The 18,651-nt window shown below is 74.5% G+C and carries 9 protein-coding genes; 5 read left to right on the top strand and 4 right to left on the bottom strand.

The window, feature by feature from the left end:
* Window positions 1–444: 444 nt before the first annotated feature.
* The gene (locus ACFVFR_RS16630; RefSeq protein ID WP_383702065.1) at window positions 445–3,663 is read right to left on the bottom strand and encodes a beta-N-acetylglucosaminidase domain-containing protein; all 3,219 of its coding nucleotides are present in this window, start codon (window positions 3,661–3,663) and stop codon (window positions 445–447) included.
* A 522-nt stretch (window positions 3,664–4,185) separates the two neighbouring features.
* Here ACFVFR_RS16630 and ACFVFR_RS16625 point away from each other — a divergent pair.
* From ACFVFR_RS16625 to ACFVFR_RS16610, 4 genes are all read left to right on the top strand, one after another.
* On the top strand, window positions 4,186–4,467 hold the full coding sequence (locus ACFVFR_RS16625; RefSeq protein WP_383702063.1) for a hypothetical protein: 282 nt from the start codon (window positions 4,186–4,188) through the stop codon (window positions 4,465–4,467).
* Window positions 4,468–4,858: 391 nt separating this feature from the next.
* Window positions 4,859–5,101 carry a hypothetical protein gene (locus tag ACFVFR_RS16620; RefSeq protein ID WP_383702061.1) on the top strand — a complete coding sequence of 81 codons (243 nt, stop codon included), beginning with the start codon at window positions 4,859–4,861 and terminating at the stop codon, window positions 5,099–5,101.
* A gap of 486 nt (window positions 5,102–5,587) precedes the next feature.
* Window positions 5,588–6,583 (top strand): LysR family transcriptional regulator, encoded by a 996-nt coding sequence (locus ACFVFR_RS16615; RefSeq protein ID WP_383702059.1) that lies wholly within the window; start codon window positions 5,588–5,590, stop codon window positions 6,581–6,583.
* A gap of 970 nt (window positions 6,584–7,553) precedes the next feature.
* The gene (locus ACFVFR_RS16610; protein ID WP_383702057.1) at window positions 7,554–8,522 is read left to right on the top strand and encodes an acyl-ACP desaturase; all 969 of its coding nucleotides are present in this window, start codon (window positions 7,554–7,556) and stop codon (window positions 8,520–8,522) included.
* A gap of 256 nt (window positions 8,523–8,778) precedes the next feature.
* On the opposite strand, the gene pepN is transcribed toward ACFVFR_RS16610, so the two are convergent.
* The 3 genes from pepN to ACFVFR_RS16595 form a co-directional block, all read right to left on the bottom strand.
* Window positions 8,779–11,379 carry an aminopeptidase N gene (pepN, locus tag ACFVFR_RS16605; RefSeq protein ID WP_383702055.1) on the bottom strand — a complete coding sequence of 867 codons (2,601 nt, stop codon included), beginning with the start codon at window positions 11,377–11,379 and terminating at the stop codon, window positions 8,779–8,781.
* A gap of 301 nt (window positions 11,380–11,680) precedes the next feature.
* The gene (locus tag ACFVFR_RS16600) at window positions 11,681–15,019 is read right to left on the bottom strand and encodes a S8 family serine peptidase (protein WP_383702053.1); all 3,339 of its coding nucleotides are present in this window, start codon (window positions 15,017–15,019) and stop codon (window positions 11,681–11,683) included.
* Window positions 15,020–16,110: 1,091 nt separating this feature from the next.
* The gene (locus ACFVFR_RS16595; RefSeq protein WP_383702051.1) at window positions 16,111–16,389 is read right to left on the bottom strand and encodes a DUF1876 domain-containing protein; all 279 of its coding nucleotides are present in this window, start codon (window positions 16,387–16,389) and stop codon (window positions 16,111–16,113) included.
* Window positions 16,390–16,733: 344 nt separating this feature from the next.
* Between ACFVFR_RS16595 and ACFVFR_RS16590 the strand changes: the two genes are divergently transcribed.
* Complete coding sequence (locus tag ACFVFR_RS16590) at window positions 16,734–18,503, top strand: TIGR03767 family metallophosphoesterase (RefSeq protein ID WP_383702048.1); 1,770 nt, start codon at window positions 16,734–16,736, stop codon at window positions 18,501–18,503.
* The last annotated feature ends 148 nt before the right edge of the window (window positions 18,504–18,651 follow it).

Genomic DNA, 18,651 nt, shown 5'->3' with positions numbered 1-18,651 from the left:
GCGCTTCGGGGGTGTCGTCCGGCCCGCCGCCGCGGGTCGCGCCCCCCCCCCCGCCCCCCCCCGGACACAGCCTCCCCCGGACACAGCCTCCCCCGGACACAGCCTCCCCCGGACACAGCCTCCCCCGGACACGGGCCCCCACCCGGACACGGCCTCCCCCGCCAGGCCACACCGGGCCACCCGCACCCGTACCCCCGCTCAGGAAGCGGGTCACCGCCCGCCCGCACCCCAACCCGGGCCGCGACGTGCGGTCTCCGGGCCGAGACGCCGACCCAGGGTTCCAGGGGCGGGGAATCCGCGTGGGCTCGCGGGGCGGGGTTCGCGACGGGGACGGGGCTTTGTGTTCACTTGCCTGGGGGGCCTCCCCCCCCGCCCCTCCCTCCCCCCACCCCCTCCCCTCGTGGGCAGCCCGCCGTTGTGGGCGGCGGGTCGCGGGCGCCGTGGTTACGGCGTCACCGCGTAGGCCCGTATCGACCACAGTGAGTATCCGAAGCGCGTCGCGCGCTGGTCGCCTTGGACGCGTATGAAGTGGGTGTCGGGGGCGTCCAGGTGGACCGTTTCGCGACCGCCGTCGCTGCTGTCGACCGTCGCGGCCGTGCGCCAGGTGTGGCCGTTGGTCGAGACCTGTACGCGGTAGCGGGTGGCGTGGGCGTCCTGCCAGTGCAGGTCGAGGCGGCCGAGCCGGGTCGGGCGGTCGAGTTCGAGCTGGAGCCAGGCGTCGTCGGTGGCGGGCGATGACCAGCGGGTGGCGGGGTCGCCGTCGATGGCGGCCGACGCGGGGAAGTCCGCGCTCTCGTCGGCCGACGAGGTCGCGCGCGCCGTGCGGGCCAGGTCCGGGCCGCCGGTGCGCGGGCGGGCGCGCACGGTCAACGTCGCCCGTTGCGAACCGAAGCGGATCGGCAGTTGGTACGCCCCCGGCCTGGTACCCGCGGGAACGGCCACCTCGATGTCGGCCGTGGCCGTGCCGCCGCGCGGGGCGGTGATCCGGGGCGGGGCGGTGACGCGGAGCCCGCCGGTGGCACGCACCGTCAGGTCGCCGCTGACGTCGCCGGGGCGGCGACCGGTCAGCCAGACCTTCACCGTGGCCGGTCGGCCGCCGATCTCCGCGTCCGTCTCGGTGTGCGAGAGACGCAGTTCCGCTACCGGGGCGTCGGCGAACCAGGGCGTGATCTCCCGCACGACCGGCGGGCGGACCCCCGCGGCCCACCGCAGCCGTACCGCGTCGGCCCGCACGCCCTTGCCCGCCGTCTGTGTCCATCCGCTGGCCGACAGATCGCCGAGCTTGAGCCAGCCGTGGCCGGGCACGCGGGCTTCCACCTGGCCGATGGGGCGGGCGGGCCGGCCGGTGACCCCGGGGGTGGACGTCTCGGCCAGTACGGTCACGGCGCTGAGCGGGCGTCGCTCGCCGAAGGTCACGGTGAGGGGGGCGGCGGCCGTGTCGCCCGGCGAGCCGGAGTCCGGGGCGCCCGAGGCGGGGGGCGGGGGTGGGCGGAACGCGGTGGTCGGGTCGCCGTCGGTGGCCCGCTCCGCGCCCTTGTCGGGGGCGAACTCGCGGGCCCGCTTCCCGCCGTCCGTGGTGTCCAGGCCCCACCAGGCGTCGGTCTCGGTGACCGCTCGGGTGAGGAACTCGGGCAGGACGCCCTTGCCGACCGTGGCCGAACTGGCCGTGGTGCGCGCCCGCAGGGTGCGCAGTTCACGCTGGGCCCGCCAGGCGCCCGCGCCGTCGCCACGGGCCTGCGCCGTCAGCGCGGTCACCGCCCGCTCGCCGGCCGCGCCGAACCGGCCCAACTGCGTCAGCCAGGGCGTCACCTCGCCGTCGAAGGTCTCCGCGAGCAGCTTCGGCGCCTCGCGCAGGGTGCGGAACTCGGCGCGCAGTCGCTGGGCCGCCCCCGCGAACCGCCGCTCGGCGGCGCTGTCCACCTCACCCCGGGCGCCGGTCCGCCGGGCGGGGGAGCCGCCGTTGACCTGCGCCGCTTCGCGCGCCGCCCAGAACTCGTCGAGCAGCGGGCGCAGATAGCCCGACTCGGCAACGGTCCGCGAGCGGTCGCGCCCCCAGCCGCCCAGGAGCGAGGACGCGTCGTTGCCCGCGAGGGCGTGGAGCGCGGCCCGGGTGCGCGGGTCCTGGCCCGCGAGGTCCTCGACCGCCGCCCGCCACGCGTCCGGCGCCCGGTAGCCCCGCGGGTTCCAGGCGAAGTCGGCGGTGGTGAACAGCGGGATGCGGGAGGCTGTCGGCTGCCGCATGGCGTTGGCGAGCAGCGCCGACGAGCCGCCCGCCACGGCCGGGTCGCGGCCCGAGTACGGGCCGAGGAAGAGCCGGTCCTGGGCGTAGTCGTTGACGGGGTAGTTGTCCATGGTGACCAGTGGGTGCGCGAACGTCTTACGGGCCTCGGCCATCTCCCGGCCCGTGATCGTCCTGGGCACCACGCCCACGCCCGTCCAGGCCACCTCGACCCGTGGGGAGAGCGCCTCGGCCAGTGCCTCGCGGAACTCGGTCGCCCCCTTCTGGTAGTACTCCGTCGGCAGCAGGGACAGGGCCTCGGCGCCCGGGTGTCGCTCGGCGAGGTGCGCGGCCAGTACGTCCGCCACCGTCGCCTGCGCCTGCGCGGCGGCCTCGGGTCCGGAGCCGAAGGCGTCCGCGTCGGCGTCGCAGTGCCACTCGCTGTAGCTCACGTCCTGGAACTGGAGCTGGAAGGAGCGCACGCCCAGCGCCCACATGGCGTCCACCTTGCGCGTGAGGGCCCGCAGGTCCTCGCTGGAGGAGAAGCACATGGCCTGCCCGGGGGCCACCGCCCAGCCGAGCGTGACGTGGTTACGGCGGGCCCGGTCGGCCAGCTCGCGGAACTCGGCGCGCCGCTCGGCCGGGTACGGCTCGCGCCAGCGGGCCTGCCGGAACGTGTCGTCCCCCGGCGCGTACAGATAGCGGTTCTGCTTGGTGCGGCCCAGGAAGTCGAGTTGGTCCAGGCGCTGTCGGTGGGACCACGGCGTGCCGTAGAAACCCTCGGTGATTCCTCGCGTGCGCGTCGCGGGCCAGTCCCGCACGTTCACGCCGGCCAGAGAGCGCGGCCCACCGGGCCGCCCGTCGCGGTCGACGACGAGCTGACGCAGGGTCTGGACGGCGTGGAAGAGGCCGTCGGGGCCCTCCCCGGACAGGGCCAGCGTCGGGTGGCCACCGGTGTGTCCGGTCGCGAGGCGGTAGCCACCGCTTGGCAGGTCGCCTCTGGCCGGGGCGCGCAGTGCCCGCAGGGCCCGCTCCGCACCCGGCCCGCCCGCGAGGACCACCAGGCCGCCGGGGGGTGCCGGGTCCTCCCCGGTCGCGGCGGTCACCGTCCGGGCGCCGGCCCCGCGCAGCACCGACCGCAGGACACCCAGGGCGTGCGGGTCCGCGTCCCTGGGGGCGACCAGCCGCACGTCGTCGGTGACCGGCACCGGCGGGCCCACGGGGCGCATCGACTGGGGGCGCGGCCACACCGACGGGAGCCGCTCGGCCCCCGGACGGTCGGGGGAGGGTGCCGCGCTGGGCGCCTCCGGTCTCTTCGGCGCGGGTGCGGCGACGGCGGCCGGCGCGGGCCCGAGCAGCCCGCCGATGACGGCGGCGGCCACGGCGGTCGCCCCCGTGGCGACCGTGACCCGAGCCGTCGTCGTCCTCTTCCCCCGGAGCCGCACAGCCCCCTCCTTAAAGCTCTGCACGCCACAGGCGATACCCGTGGCGGAGGCCACGGGGGGTGGCGGATACAGCGATTGTGGTGGATGGGGGGAAGGCGTGACGAGGGCTGTGGATAACCAGTTGTCGGCTAAACGGATAACGCGAATGGGGGTGTGGATGACGAGTCACCGCACCTCCTGGCACGACGCGCCCAGGGCAAACCCGCGACGTCGCCCGATCCCGCCCGGCGCGAGCCCACCACCCCGCTCGCCGGGTGTCAACGGCGGTGCCCGAAGTGCCGTGATTGCCTACCGGAGAGGCGCCTCGGGACGGATCGGCGGGCCGGTGTGCGGCTCCGTAAATCCGACGCCGTAGTGCCGGGTCGGCCCGTATCTGGCCGTGGATGGCCTCGGTGGGCGAGAAATCCTCCGTCGGGAAGACAATGTGACCTGAAGCACGTTAGAGGGTGAGATGCGTCTGTCCGCGCCGGCATTGGGTAGGGCTCGACGTGTCTCACTGCCCACCGACACCAGGAGGCCCGTGTGGCCGCGTCCGTGCATCTCCTCCCTCCCACCCTGTCCAAACAGGCGGAGCCGACCCCGCCCGACCTCTACGAGGGCGTCTCGGACCCCGAATCGGCGCTGGACGGCTCCGGCGCGTGCGGCTTCGAGCAGCCGCTGACCAGCGAGCCGCCCCTGTCCGACGCCGCGCCCCTGACCAGCGAGCCGCCGCTGGGCGCCGAGCGTCCCCTGACCAGCGAGCCCACGGCCGCCGCCTACCCGGTCGAGCGCGCCGACACGGGACCGGCCTCCGCGGCCGGCTGACGCCCGCCGCCCGATGAGCACAGCGCGCGCCGGAGAACCAGGGCGACACCCGTCGCGACCGCGTCGCTAGGCGCCGGCGTCGTATCCCCTCCGCGCGCGCCCCACCGGACCACCCCACCCCACCGACCCTCTCGCGCCCATCGCGCCCCGCGCACCACGCCGCCCCGTGGTGCCCCGCGCGCGGCGGTGACCCGTGCCGCCCGACGGCCGCCGGGACCGGGCGGCGACGCCCCGCGACGCGCCGTGCCCACGGCGACGCCCCGAACGCGGAGCACCGCCCCACCAGCGACTTCGACCAGCCACCCCGGACCAGACGGGTCCGCACGGGCTCGGGTGCTCCCTTCGCCACCCCGGGCGCGCGGCGTCTCGACCCGTTGGGTAGGTTGCTGCCGTGAGCACTAAGGCCAAGAAGAACGCCCTGCGCGCCGGTACGGTCACCGCCGGGCTGACGTTGATGCTGCTGATGTCGTCCCCCGCGTTCGCGCTCACCCGCGACGACGGTGACGACCCGGGTCCGGGCCTGAGCGTCGTGGAGACGCTCGGCCTCTACGTCGTCGCCCCCATCGTGTCGTTCCTCGTGATCGCGGGCCTCGTGATGATCGGCAGCAAGAGCGACAAGCAGACCACGAGCTGACGATCCGGCTCCGCCGCTAGGCGCTCGCGGCACACGCCGCGAGCGCCTTCGGTGTGCCCGGCCGGCCCGCCCGGCCCCGCGCCGCCGCCGGCCCGTCGGCCCCCGCGCCCCCGCCGATCGGCCCGCGCGACACACGTCGGCCGGCCCGTCAGCGCGTCACCCCCCGCGACTGTCCGCCGGCCGCCCCGCGCGGCGCCCGCCCCGTATCGGCGAGAGCGCCTCGCGAGCGCCGCCCGGCCCCGCCGCGCCCCGTACCCCACCCGCGCACTCCGCACCCGTACGCCACGCCGCCACGTCCCCGGCCTGGCACGAGTGCACCCGCGCGTCGCCCCCGTTGCCCGTCGGGATCTCGCCCGCCGGGGCCTCGCCCACTGGGTCTCGCGCGTTGGGCCGTTGCGTGTGGCGAAGTCCGCCGCCCGGGGGAGGTGTTGGCCCGTAGAGCGCGCGGTCGGCTCCGCGCGCCCCTGGGCTGGGTAGCTTTTCCCCATGGCGGACTGGGACTTCAGAAAGCTCCGCGTGCTGCGCACCCTCGACGAACTCGGCACGGTCACCGCGGCGGCGCAGGCCCTGCGCATGACGCCCTCGGCGGTCTCCCAGCAGCTCTCGGGGCTGGCCAAGCAGTTGGGCGTACCGCTGCTGGAGGCGTACGGCCGGCGGGTGCGGCTGACGGACGCGGCCCGACTCGTGCTGCGGCACACGGAGGAGGTCTTCGCCCAGTTGGAGCGGGCCGAGGCGGAGTTGGCCGGCTACCAGCGAGGGGAGAGCGGGTGGGTGCGCGTCGGCGCGTTCGGCACCGCCATCCCGGCCCTCGTGGTGCCCGCCGCGCAGCGACTGCGGCGCCACCACCCGGCGCTGGAGGTGCGCGTCCAGCAGGCCGAGGCGGCGCAGGCGTACGAACTGCTGACCCACGGCACCGTCGACCTGGCGCTGTCCCTGGCCGCGCACGCGCCCCCGGCCCGGGACGCGAAGTTCGCCCGCGTGCCGCTGCTCGCCGACCCACTGGACGTCGCGCTGCCCGCCGGGCACCCGCTGGCCGCCGCACCCGGGCTGCGCCTCGCCGACCTGGCACAGGAGGCGTGGATCCACGGCGCCAGCGGGCCCTGGCCGGAGATCACCACGGCCGCCTGCCAGGCGGCCGGGTTCGTACCGGAGCAGGCGCACGTCGCCGCCGACTGGCCCTCGATCCTCGCGCTGGTCGCCGCCGGCATGGGCGTCGCGCTGGTGCCGCGCATGGCCGTGGACGGCGGGTACACGGGCACCCACCCGGCGGTCGCGGTCCGCGCGCTCCCCGTCGACCGGCCGTGCCGACACGTCGTGGCCGCCGTGCGGCGCGGGGCCGAGCAGGCACCGGGGGTGGCCCGCGTGCTGGACGCGCTGCGCGCCGTCGCGGCCACCCGGACCGGCCGGGGCGTGACGCACGGCACCGACGTACTTCCGGACACGGTCGCGGCACATCACGTCAAGAACGTTCAGCTCAACTGAAGAGTCCGGTCAGAAACCGTCGACGGCCCCGCGCGGACCGTCGCTGCGACGCTCGTACGGCGCCGTCGCCCCGCCCGTCCGCCCCCTCCCGCCCCGCCGCGCTTAGGGTCGTGTCCAACTCCCTTATAGAAGAGTCGAGTTGGCCCAGCGGGCATGCGCGTGACCACGCCTCCGCCGCTCGCCCTGCCCCACCACGCCAACCGCGCCCCGCGCCAAACCACCCCGGACCAGGCGAGCCGGCCACCCCGGGCCCGGCCGCCCCCCCGTCGACGCGCGCCCCCACCGTGAGGCGATCCGTACGCCTACTACCGTGCGGGCGACTTGCCCTTCGCCGCTCTCGTGGACCTGGCCGACCTGCGGCTGGGCGGCGGAGTGGTCGCGGCCCACGACGAGTTCTTCGGGCAGCGGGAGGGCCTTCCGCTACCCGGGTCGGCCGCGCGCGACCCGACGATCCTCAGCCACCGAGGGGAGGGCTACGGACAGGTGGGAGGGCCGGCGCCGAGCGGCCCCTCCCGGACGCGGACGGCCGCGACCGGGCGCCGATCCGACTCACCACGCCCGGCGTCGTCCACGGACCGGTCGCCGACACCGCACACGTTCGGGGTAACCGTCCGCGGCGCGTCGCATCGAGGCCGCCGCCGTCCAGGGCGGTACGCCCGGCGTGCGCCAGCCGCCGCCGGACGCGGTCCGCTGGGAACCGCCCGCCCCCCGCACGCGGCCACGCTGCCGACGGCTTCACCGTCCAGCGGGACCGGGGCTGCGCCCACCTGCGCCTGCCTGCGCGCTCACCGACGGGATCGCCCCCCGCGTTGGCCCCCCCCCCGCGTCGCCCGGCGCCCAGGGCGCCCGGGGCGGGCGGTGGCGGCTTGGCGTTTACGGACGCTTTAACCTACGTTGTCGTAACCTACGGAACCGTAGGTCGGACACGTCCCCAGTAGTCCGTCGCTCCCCGTCCCCAGGAGTCCCCGCTGTGACCACCGCCATACAACGCCGTACGGGAAAGGCCGCGTGGAGCGACAGCCAGTTGTTGTACGCGCTCGAAGAGGTCGTCGAGACCGAGCTCAACCGGCATCTGCGCGTCGCCAAGGAATGGATGCCCCACGAGTACGTCCCGTGGAGCGACGGCCGTAACTTCGACGGCGTCATGGGCGGCGAGGCGTGGGCCCCCGAGCAGTCCAAGGTCAGCTCCGTGGGCCGGGTGGCGCTGGTGGTCAACCTCCTGACCGAGGACAACCTGCCCAGCTACCACCACGAGATCGCCACGCTGTTCGGCCGCGACGGCGCCTGGGGCACCTGGGTGCACCGGTGGACCGCGGAAGAGGGTCGGCACGGCATCGTCATGCGGGACTACCTGCTCACCTCGCGCGCCGTGGACCCCGTCGAGCTCGAACGCTTCCGCATGTCGCACATGTCGGAGGGGTTCGAGTCCGACAACGCGCACAGCATGCTGCACTCGGTCGCGTACGTCGCCTTCCAGGAACTCGCCACCCGCATCTCGCACCGCAACACCGGCCACCACTCGGGCGACCCGGTGTGTGACCGGATGCTGGCGCGTATCGCCACCGACGAGAACCTGCACATGGTCTTCTACCGCAACCTGCTGGGCGCGGCGTTCGAGATGGCGCCCGACCAGACCATGTGCGCCGTACGCGACGTGGTGGTGGCCTTCCGGATGCCGGGCCACGGCATCCCCGGCTTCGAGCGGGCCGCGGCCCAGATGGCCATCGGCGGCATCTACAACCTGCGCATCCACCACGACGACGTGCTCCAGCCGGTGCTGCGCTTCCTCAAGGTGCTGGAGATCAGCGGACTCGGCCCCGACGGGCTCGCCGCCCAGGAGGAGCTCGGCCTGTACATGGGCGGCCTCAACGACCAGGCCACCCGCTTCGACGAGCGCCGCGAGGCACTGCTCGCCCGCCGGGCCGCCCGAGGCCGCTGAGCCCTGGCCACACCCGGCCCGGGCCACCCGCCGGCCCCCCGGCCACCCGCCGGACCCCCGCCCACCCGCCGGACCCCCGCCCGCCCGAGCGCGGGCCAGCGGCCACGCGGGCCAGCGGGATAGCGGCTGGCGACCCCGGGGCACCCGCCCCGTGGCATCCCGCCACGGGTCGCCACGGCAGCACGAAAGGGCCGGCCTCCGGATCGCTCCGGAGGCCGGCCCCGCCTCGTCCACCGAGGCCGACCGTGGGCCGGCGCTAGCTGGCCGCCGCCGCGTCCGCCTGCCGCGCGCGCAGCGCGCGCTCCACGCCCGCGCGGCTCTCGGTCACCACCCGGCGCAGCGCCGGGCTCGGGTCGGCACTGGCCAGCCACGCGTCCGTGGCGTCCAGCGTGGCCTGCGAGATCTGCAGCGACGGGTAGAGGCCGACCGCGATCTGCTGGGCGATCTCGTGGCTGCGGTCGTCCCAGACGCCCTTGACCGCCGCGAAGTACTTCTCGGCGTACGGCGCGAGCAGCTCGCGCTGGTCGGCCTGGACGAAGCCGTTGATCGTCGCCTCCTGCATGGCGTTGGGCAGCGTGTCGGACTCCACGACCGCCGCCCACACCGCCGCCTTGGCCTCCGCCGTCGGCCGCGCCGCGCGGGCGCTGGCCGCGTGCTGCTCGCCGGCCGAGGTCCGATCCCGCTCCAGCTCGGCCGCGATGGCCGCCTCGTCGACGCGCCCCGTGGCGGCCAGCCGCTGCACCAGCGTCCAGCGCAGGTCGGTGTCCACCGCCAGCCCCTCGATGACCTGGCTGCCGTCCAGCAGCGCGGCCAGCAGGTCCAGGTGGTCCTCGGTGCGGGCGGTCGCCGCGAACGCGCGCGCCCACGCCAACTGGTGGTCGCCGCCGGGCGTGGCGGACCGCAGGTGCTCCAGGGCGGCCTCGCCCCACCGGGCCAGCCCGCGCTCCCGCCACTCGGGCGCCGCGTACGCGTCCAGGGCCAGCTTCACCTGGCGGTGCAGCGACTGCACGACGCCGATGTCGCTCTCCTTGCCCACGCCCGACAGGACCAGCTCCAGGTAGTCCCGGGTGGCCAGTTCGCCGTCGCGGGTCATGTCCCAGGCCGAGGCCCAGCTCAGCGCGCGCGGCAGGGACTCGGCGAAATCGCCCAGGTGCTGGGTGACCTGGCGCAGCGACTCCGCGTCCAGGCGCACCTTGGCGTACGACAGGTCGTCGTCGTTGAGCAGCACCACCGCGGGCCGCTTCTTGCCGACCAGCTGCGGCACGGGCGTCAGCTCGCCGTCCACGTCCAGCTCGATCCGGCCCCAGTCCTCGCCGGCGGGGACGCCGGCGCCGCGCACCAGCTTGCCGTCCGCGTCCAGGTCGTAGGCGCCGATCGCGATCCGGTGCGGGCGCAGCGTCGGCTCGCCCTTGGCGCCGGCGGGCAGGGCCGGGGCCTCCTGGCGGACGGCGAAGGAGGTGATGACGCCGTCGGCGTCGGTCTCGATCTCCGGGCGCAGCACGTTGATGCCGGCCGTCTCCAGCCACGCCTTCGACCAGGTCTTCAGGTCACGCCCGCTGGTCTCCTCCAGGGCGCCCAGCAGGTCGCTCAGCCGTGTGTTGCCGTACGCGTGCCGCTTGAAGTACGCCTGCACGCCACGGAAGAACTCGTCCTGGCCGACGTAGGCCACCAGTTGCTTGAGGACGCTGGCGCCCTTGGCGTAGGTGATGCCGTCGAAGTTGACCAGCACGTCGTCCAGATCGCGGATCTCGGCCATGATCGGGTGCGTGGAGGGCAGCTGGTCCTGGCGGTAGGCCCAGGTCTTCATCTGGTTGGCGAACGTGGTCCACGAGTGCGGCCACTTCGAACCCGGGGCGTACGCCTGGCAGGCGGCCTCGGCGTAGGTGGCGAACGACTCGTTCAGCCACAGGTCGTTCCACCACTCCATGGTGACCAGGTCGCCGAACCACATGTGCGCCAGCTCGTGCAGGATCGTGGCCGCCCGCACCTCGTACGCCGCGTCGGTGACCTTCGAGCGGAAGACGTACTGGTCGCGGATGGTGACGGCGCCCGCGTTCTCCATCGCCCCGGCGTTGAACTCGGGCACGAAGAGCTGGTCGTACTTGGCGAACGGGTACGCGTAGTCGAACTTCTCCTCGAACCACGCGAAGCCCTGCCGCGTGACGTCGAAGATCGCGTCCGCGTCCAGGAACTCGGCCAGCGAGGGACGGCAGTAGATGCCCAGCGGCACCGTGCGCCCGTCCTTCTCGTACGCGCTGTGCACGCTGTGGTACGGGCCGACGATGAGCGCCGTGACGTAGCTGGACAGGCGCGGGGTCGGCGCGAAGCTCCAGACGTTGTCCCGGGGCTCGGGCGTGGGCGAGTTGGAGATGACCGTCCAGCCCGCCGGGGCCACCACGGTGAACTGGAACGTCGCCTTCAGGTCGGGCTGCTCGAAGTTGGCGAAGACCCGCCGCGCGTCCGGCACCTCGAACTGGGTGTACAGGTACGCCTGCTCGTCGACCGGGTCCACGAACCGGTGCAGGCCCTCGCCGGTGTTGGTGTACGCGCAGTCGGCGACCACCCGCAGCTCGTTGCGCCCGGCCACCAGGCCCGCCAGCGCGATCCGGGAGTCGGCGAAGACCTCGGCCACCTCCAGCGCCGCGCCGTTGAGCACCACCTCACGCACCGAGGGCGCGACCAGGTCGATGAACGAGGACGCGCCGGCCTCGGCACTGTCGAACCGGACCGTGGTCACCGAACGGTAAGTGCCACCTTCCTGCGCGCCGGAGAGATCGAGCTCGATCTCGTACGCGTCGACAGTCAGCAGGCGCGCCCGCTCCTGCGCCTCTTCGCGGGTCAGATTCGTGCCAGGCACCTGGGCATCTCCAAACGATCTCGACGTAACTCGGCGTAGCGACCATCCTTCCACGCCGCCCGTCGCCGCCTCGCGGAATATCGCGCGGCGGACGCGGGCGGGCCGCCCCCCGGGGGCCGTGGCCGGCGCGGGCCCGCCGGGGCCGGAACCCGGCGGGTGGTGGGCGGGTGAGGGAACGCCGGCGGGGCGAGCCGGTGTCGCTGGCCCGCCCCGCCACCGCCGCCCGTGGACGACCTGGAAATCATCAGATGTCACACGATGTTCCGCACGGTGTCACAACAGGCGCGGAACGCCCCGGGTGTTACGGAACGACCTTCCCGATCCGCACGCTGCCGCCGCCGGTGCTGGTGCCCGCCTGGTTGACCAGCGCGAGCTCACCGAAGAACGTGCGGCCTTCCGGCGCCGGACCCGCGACCACCACATCGGCCGTGACCTGGGTCGACTCACCGTTGCCGAGCGTGATCCGCTTGCCGCTGTCGGCCTTCAGCTCGCCGAGCGAGGGCGCGAAGAACAGGTCCCGGTAGTCGTAGGTGGTGCTCCCCGACGGCACCGAGTAGCCCGCCACCTCGATGGTGTACGTGCCCGCCTTGGGAGCGCGCAGCGACACCTTCTCGTCCGAACCGGAGGAGGTGGAGTCGCCCACCACCTGGCCGTCGAGGACCACGGCCAGGTCCAGGTCGGCCTTGCCGTCGGCGGCGCCGCCGATCGCCACGTCCAGGCGCGTGGCGCCCTCGGCGACCGTGACCTGGGTGCGCTGGGTCTGCCCCTGCGTGATCGTGGCCCGCTCGGTGTGCGCGGAGCCCAGCGGGCCGCCCCGGAGCGTGCCGTCGATCGGGCCGAACCCGTTGCTGACCTTCCACTCCACCGGGGTGGCCTGACCGATCTTCGCCTCCGCGAGCTCCCGCGTCTGCGGGTCGAAGGTGCTGCCCAGCGCGTTGACCGTGAGCCGGTAGGGGTTGTCCAGGCTCGGCGAGGTGCGCCGCGCCTCCACCTCGATCTCCCACACGCCCGGGATCGGGTTGGCGTACGCGCGCCGGTCGGGCCGGCAGGTGTTGGCCGGGTTGTCGTAGTGCGGGTAGCAGACGATCGAGGACGTCGAGTCGACCGGCACGCCGTACGGGTTGATCGCGATGAACCGGGTCTGGCTCTTCCCGCGCAGCCCGTCCAGCACCACCTCAAGGCTCTTGGCGCCCTGCGGCACGCGCACGAAGTACGAGGTCGGCGCGTTGCGCTGGACCGAACCCGACTCCTTGACCGCGTACCCCGGGCCGACCAGCGGCTTGGCCACCACGACGGTGTTCAGCACCTGGTGGTCGATCCCCTCGGTACGCGGGTCGTCGACCTCCAGGATGGCGCTGTGCGTGCCCACCGCGCCGGGCCGCGCGACGACCTTGACGGTGACCGGCTTGTTCAGCGGCAGCGCCACGCCACCGGCACCCGCCAGCCGGAACGCGCCGCTGTTGTTCCGCCAGCGCAGCGTGTGCCGCACCGGGCCCGCCGGGCCCGTGGTGCGCGTGATCGTCACGTCGTACGTCCTGGTCTGGCCGGGCTTCAGACCGCTCTCGCGGTCGTGGACACCGGTGCCGAAGCCCGGGGTCTTCAGGTAGTCCGACAGCGCCGTCTTGACCGGCGCCTTGACCGTGTACGCGTGGGAGTGCGCGCCCCGACGGATCGACTTCCACGCCTCCACGACGTCCATCCGACCGGCGCCCTGCTCGTACGCCTGCACACCGGGAATCCGGTGCGCGGTGCTGGTCAGCGCGGTGCGCAGGGTGGCCGGGGTCAGCTTGAGGCCCTGCTGGCGGGCCGCCGAGAGCAGCAGCGCGGAGGCGCCGGCCGCCTGCGGCGAGGCCATCGAGGTGCCCTGCAGCATGCTGTAGCCCACCGGCAGGTCGTAGCCCGCCTCCTTGACCGGGCCGCCGGGTATCCAGGTCTGGGTGGTGTTGATCGACGACCCCGGGGCGACCAGGGTCGGCGTGAAGCCGCCGTCCTCGCGCGGGCCGCGCGAGGAGAACGGGAACAGGTGGTAGGCGCGCTTGACGGCGGAGCCGTAGTTGGCGGCCCAGGTCTCCTTGGAGACCCCGGCGCCCACGCTGATCACCTTGTCGGCCAGCGCCGGGTCACCGATGGTGTTGACGCCGGGGCCGCTGTTGCCCGCCGAGATGACGAGCTGCACGCCGTAGGTGTCGATGAGCCGCGTGTACAGCTCCGAGCGCGCGTTGTTGCCGTCGTTCAGCGGCGGCAGGCCACCGATCGACATGTTGACGATGTCCACGCCGCGCTGGGTGACCAGGTCGATCATGCCCTCGGTCAGCGCCACGTTGGTGCAGCCGCCGCCCCAGCTGCACGCCCGCGAGGAGACGATCTTGGCGCCGGGGGCGGCGCCGTTCATCTTCCCGCCGAAGAGCTTGTTGGCCGCCGTGATGCCCGCCACGTGCGTGCCGTGCTCGGACTCGATGATGCCGATGTTGACGAAGTCGGCCTTCTTGCCGACGTTGTCGCCACCCAGCGGGTCCAGCGGCACGTTCTCGCGGATCTCCACGACGAACGGCGAGCGCTCGGCGACCGGGGTCTTCGGGTCGTCCGTGCCGAAGTAGCCGACCTGGTACCCGTCCCGGTAGGGCTTCATCGGCGTGTCGTCGGTGAAGTCACCGTTGTCGTTGAGGTCGACGCGCACGGTCCCGTTCGCCGCGTCGTACAACAGCGCCCACGCGTCGTCCTTGTCGCCGTCGCGGTTGACGTCGCCGTGGTAGTCGCTGCCGTCCGGACCGCCGTCAGTGATCTTCTCCTCGAAGCGGCTGACCTGGTACGAGCCCTTCGGGGCGGTGTACGTGCGGCCCCGGTAGGTGAAGGTGGGGCCCGAGACGCTGGTGGTCATCGGGCGCCAGGTGCCGTCCTCGTCGGTGATCGGGTCGGTCGCCGTCACCCAGTCCACGATCTTGCGTTCGCCGGTGGTGGTCTTCTGGAGCGCGGGGTGCGCCAGGTCCACGCCCGAGTCGATGACGCCGATCGTCACGCCACGGCCGTCGGCGCGCGGGTTCTTCTGTACGAAGTCCACGGCGCCCGTCTCGTGGGCGGGCTGGTACGGGTTCCTGGCCGGCGTGTTCCGGCCCGGGGCGGGGTACGAACCGGGCTTGGCAAAGGCGCCGTCGCGCTCGGTCGCGACGTCCGGTCGCGGGTCCGGCAGCCTGATCTCGTGCTTGAGGTCGATGCCGTGCACGTCGGCCAGCCGCTTGGCCGCCCCGATGGCCCGGTCCGCCTGCGCGATGGGCACGGTGGCGCGCACGTAGCCCAGCTTGTCGTGGGTGCGGCCGACGGACGCGCCCCTGACGGCGTCCAGCACGTCGGCGACCCGGCCGGTCGAACCGGGCTCGGCCGCCACCATCATCGTGATCGTCTTGTCGCCCTCGGCCTTGGCCTCGGCCAACACCCTGGCGTCGGCCGCGCCGAGCTTGTCGCCGGCCGGCTTGACGGGCTTGGCCGGGTCGGTGGCGGTCAGCGAGGCGCCGACCGGGCCGGCCTCCTCCGCGAGGACGGGCGCCACGCCGGCGGCGGACAGCGCCGCCACCAGACCCGCGGCGAGCACCACCCGCGCCGTGCGTCTCTTGCGTCGGGATATGTCTACTGGTGATCGGGACATGGGCATCCTTGTTCGGAATACGGAGCCAATAGACCGTTCACCCTGGTGTAAGGACGCGTTGTTGGGGAGTGCCGCCCGAGCCAGACCGCGCGTTTGGCATATTCCCGCCAAGCGGCACGCACGACGAAGCGCCCGCAATACCGCGATAGCGGGCGGGTGGTGAGGGCTCGCGCCCTGACGGGGAGCGGGTGGCGCGGGAGCGTGCGGAGCCACGGGGCGCGTGCCGCGACCCGGAGCGGGGTGGGCCGGGCGCGGAGCGTGCGCGGGGGAGAGGCGGGCCGCTCGGGTACGTGCGGCGGGGCCCGGACACGGGGCAGGTGCGGGGGCGGGGGCCGCGGAGGAACGGGGGTCGCGCGGCCGCCGGAAGCGTGTGAGGGCCAGGAGCGCGTGAGGGCCGGGAGTCGGGTGGGGCGGGTACGGCGCGGCCGCGCTACCCCTGGTACGCCGCGCTCATCTCGCTCGCCTCGCCCGGCCGGGGCTGCCCTGGCGCCTCGTCCCCCGCAGCGGGCCGGTCGGCGGCCCGGTGACGCGGCCGTCCGTCCGGCGGACCAGCCCGGCGGCCGGCATGGCGTGTCGACTCGGTGCGGGGTGGCGGCAGGGCGGGCGTGGCGGCCCGACGTACCGGCCCGCGCGGGGCCTCGGCGCGCGTGACGGCTCGGCGACTGGTCGGGCCCACCGGTTCGGCGGTCGGTTCGGCGGTCGACCGCGTGGGGTGCCGGGATCTGCCCGCCGCAGTGGCTCGGCGGCGGCTCGGCGTACGCGCCCGGCGGGGCGTCCGGTCGCGGCGCCCCGCCGCCGGCTCGTCATGGCGCCCGCGTCCCGCGGTCCGGCGTACGCCCTGGTCCTCGCCCGCGCCGTCGGGGTGGCGCGGCGGGCTCTCGTACGCGGCGGACCGGCCGTCACCGGGGTCCGCCGCCCGCTCGCCAGGTCCCGCCCGCTCGCCGTCCGTCGGCCCGGCTCGTACGCGACCAGCCGGGGGCCGGCCCGTGCGCGAGTCAGCCCCGCGCGCCCGCTCGCCGCCGGCGGCCCGCGCGGCGCGCGCGGGTCAGGGCCCCACCGAAGGCCGCTGCGCGAGCCCGGCGGGGGGGCGGTCAGACCCGGAGGCCGTCGACCGGCTGGTGCTGGCGGGTATGCGCCTCGATGTCCTGCGCGGCGTTCTGCAGCAGCTGGTGGCTGAGGTCGGAGAACGCCCGGGCGGCGGCCAGTTCGTCGCCGATCGCGGGGACGTTGGCGTCGGTGGGCTTGCACACGGCGGAGCCGTGGCCGACCAGCGGGCCACTGGCGTCCCCGCGCAGCCTGGCCTCGGCGGTCACCTCACGGCCGACCTCGGTGATGGTGATCTCGGCGTTCCACTTCTTGGTGCCCGTCACGGGAGGCTCCTCACACGCGGCGTGTCGCTTGTCCCACTCCACATGCTGGCACCGGAGCCTGGGTCGCGCACGCGGGGCCCGGCGCGGCCCGTTCCCACGCCCGGTGAACACGCGGTGACCGGCACAACGCCCGGGGGCGAGCGGCCCGTGACCGTCCCCGGCAGGGGTGATCCACGTGCGGAGATGGGCGTCACGCGTTGCCGTCGCGTTCACGCGGCGGCCATTCCCGCTGCCAACGATCCAACGTGACGGCGGCGGCCGGTCACCGCCCCGGCCGGCCCGTCCCTGGCAGCTCGACCGCCAGGCCCCCACCGCTTCCGCGCACCGACTCGGGGAGAGCGCGCATGTCCCGTATCGCCCGGTCCCGCCTTCGCTCCGCCGCCTCGACGGCCACCTCGGCCGTCGCCGCGGTCAACCGTCGTACCCTGCTCGCCGCGGCCGGGGGCACCGGCGCGGCCGTCGGGCTCGGCCTCGCCTTCGGGCCCACCTCCGGGTCCGCGACCGCCTCCCCCTCGCCCGCCCCGCCCGCCGCCCCCGGCGCCGCCCACCGGGCCGCCCCCGCGCCGGCCCGCCCGTCGGTCACGGGCACCACGCTGCACAGCGTCGCCGCCCCGCGCGGCACCGGCGCCTACCGGCGACTGGGCGACGGCCCCGGCTGGGCCCGCCAGGTGCGCGGCGAACTGGCCGCCGCCCAGGCCGGCCGCGCCGACCGGCGCACCACGCTGGCCGCGTTCGTGCAGCTCACCGACCTGCACCTGACCGACGTGCAGCACCCGCTGCGGTACGAGTTCATGCGCTCGGGCCGGGTCAACGCCTGGCGCCCGCACGAGGCGCTGACCGTCGTCGGCGCCGTCTCGCTGGTGGAGCGGATCAACGCGCTGCGGCACGGCCCGGCCACCGGCGCCCCGCTGGCCTTCGCGATGACCACGGGCGACAACACCGACAACAACGCCAAGGTCGAACTCGACTGGTTCCTGACCGCCATGAGCGGCGGCCGGATCACCCCCAACACCGGCGACCCGCACCACTACGAGGGCGTCCAGAACAGCGGGCTGCGCGAGTTCTGGCACCCCGACAGCGCGCTGCGCGACGCCGACAAGAAGCTGGGCTTCCCCCGCCTGGACGGCTTCCTGGAAGCCGCGCTGCGCCAGGTCAACAGTCCCGGGCTGCGGATGCCCTGGTACTCCACCATCGGCAACCACGACGACCTGAACGGCGGCGCCTACGCCTTCGGCGGTGACTTCCTCGCCGACTTCGCCACCGGCCGGCGCAAGCTCCAGCTCATCCCCGCGGCCGAGGCCGAGAAGCTCTACCAGGCCGAGCGCGTCGGCCAGGACCCCACCGGCAAGCGGACCCGGGAACTGCTGCGCGCGCACGCCAAGCGCATGCGTACCGTCACCCCCGACGAGCGCCGCGCGCCCTTCACCCCCCGCGAGTACCTGACCGCCCACCTCGACCCGCGCCACACCGGCCCCGGGCCCGTCGGCCACGGCTACACGCGCGCCAACCTCGACGCGGGCACCCTGTACTACACGTTCCCGATCTCCGCCGACGTCATCGGGATCAGCCTGGACTCCACCGACCCCGGCGGCCACTACACCGGATCCGTCGGAACGGCCCAACTGCGCTGGCTGGAGCGGACGTTGAAGGCGCATCGGGACCAGCGCGTCATCGTCTTCAGTCACCACTACAGCCGCAGCATGAAGAACATGAACCGCGACCCGGCCCGGCCGAAGGAGGCCCGGCACAGCGGCGCCGAACTCGTGGCGCTCTTCCAGCGCAACCCGCAGGTGGTCGCCTGGATCAACGGGCACAGCCACAAGAACGAGATCACCCCGCGCAAGACGTTCTGGGAGATCACCACCGCCTCGCACGTCGACTACCCCCAACTGGCCCGCGTCATCGAGCTGGTGGACAACCAGGACGGCACCCTCTCGCTGTTCACCACCCTCGTCGAGTCGGCCGCCCCGCACCGTGCCGACCACACCGACCTCTCGCAGACCGGCCTGGCCTCCCTCTATCGCGAGCTGTCGTTCAACGCCCCCCAGCGCAGCACCGCACTGGCCGGCGACCCGCACGACCGCAACACCGAACTCCTGCTCCGCAAGCGCTAGTCCAGGCCACCCCCGCGCCCCGACCGGCCCCCGGCCCACCCCGCCCCGGCCGGGGGGCGCGTCCCGTGTGACCCGGCCCACCAGGGCCGGCCCGTGGTCAACCCGCCTCCCCGGCCCGACGTCCTGACCTCATGACAGAGCGAGGACC

It is taken from the genome of Streptomyces sp. NPDC057702, assembly GCF_042799315.1.
Taxonomy (GTDB): domain Bacteria; phylum Actinomycetota; class Actinomycetes; order Streptomycetales; family Streptomycetaceae; genus Streptomyces.
The sequence above is the reverse complement of the archived record's forward strand: the minus strand, read 5'-3'. Positions and strand labels throughout refer to the sequence as shown.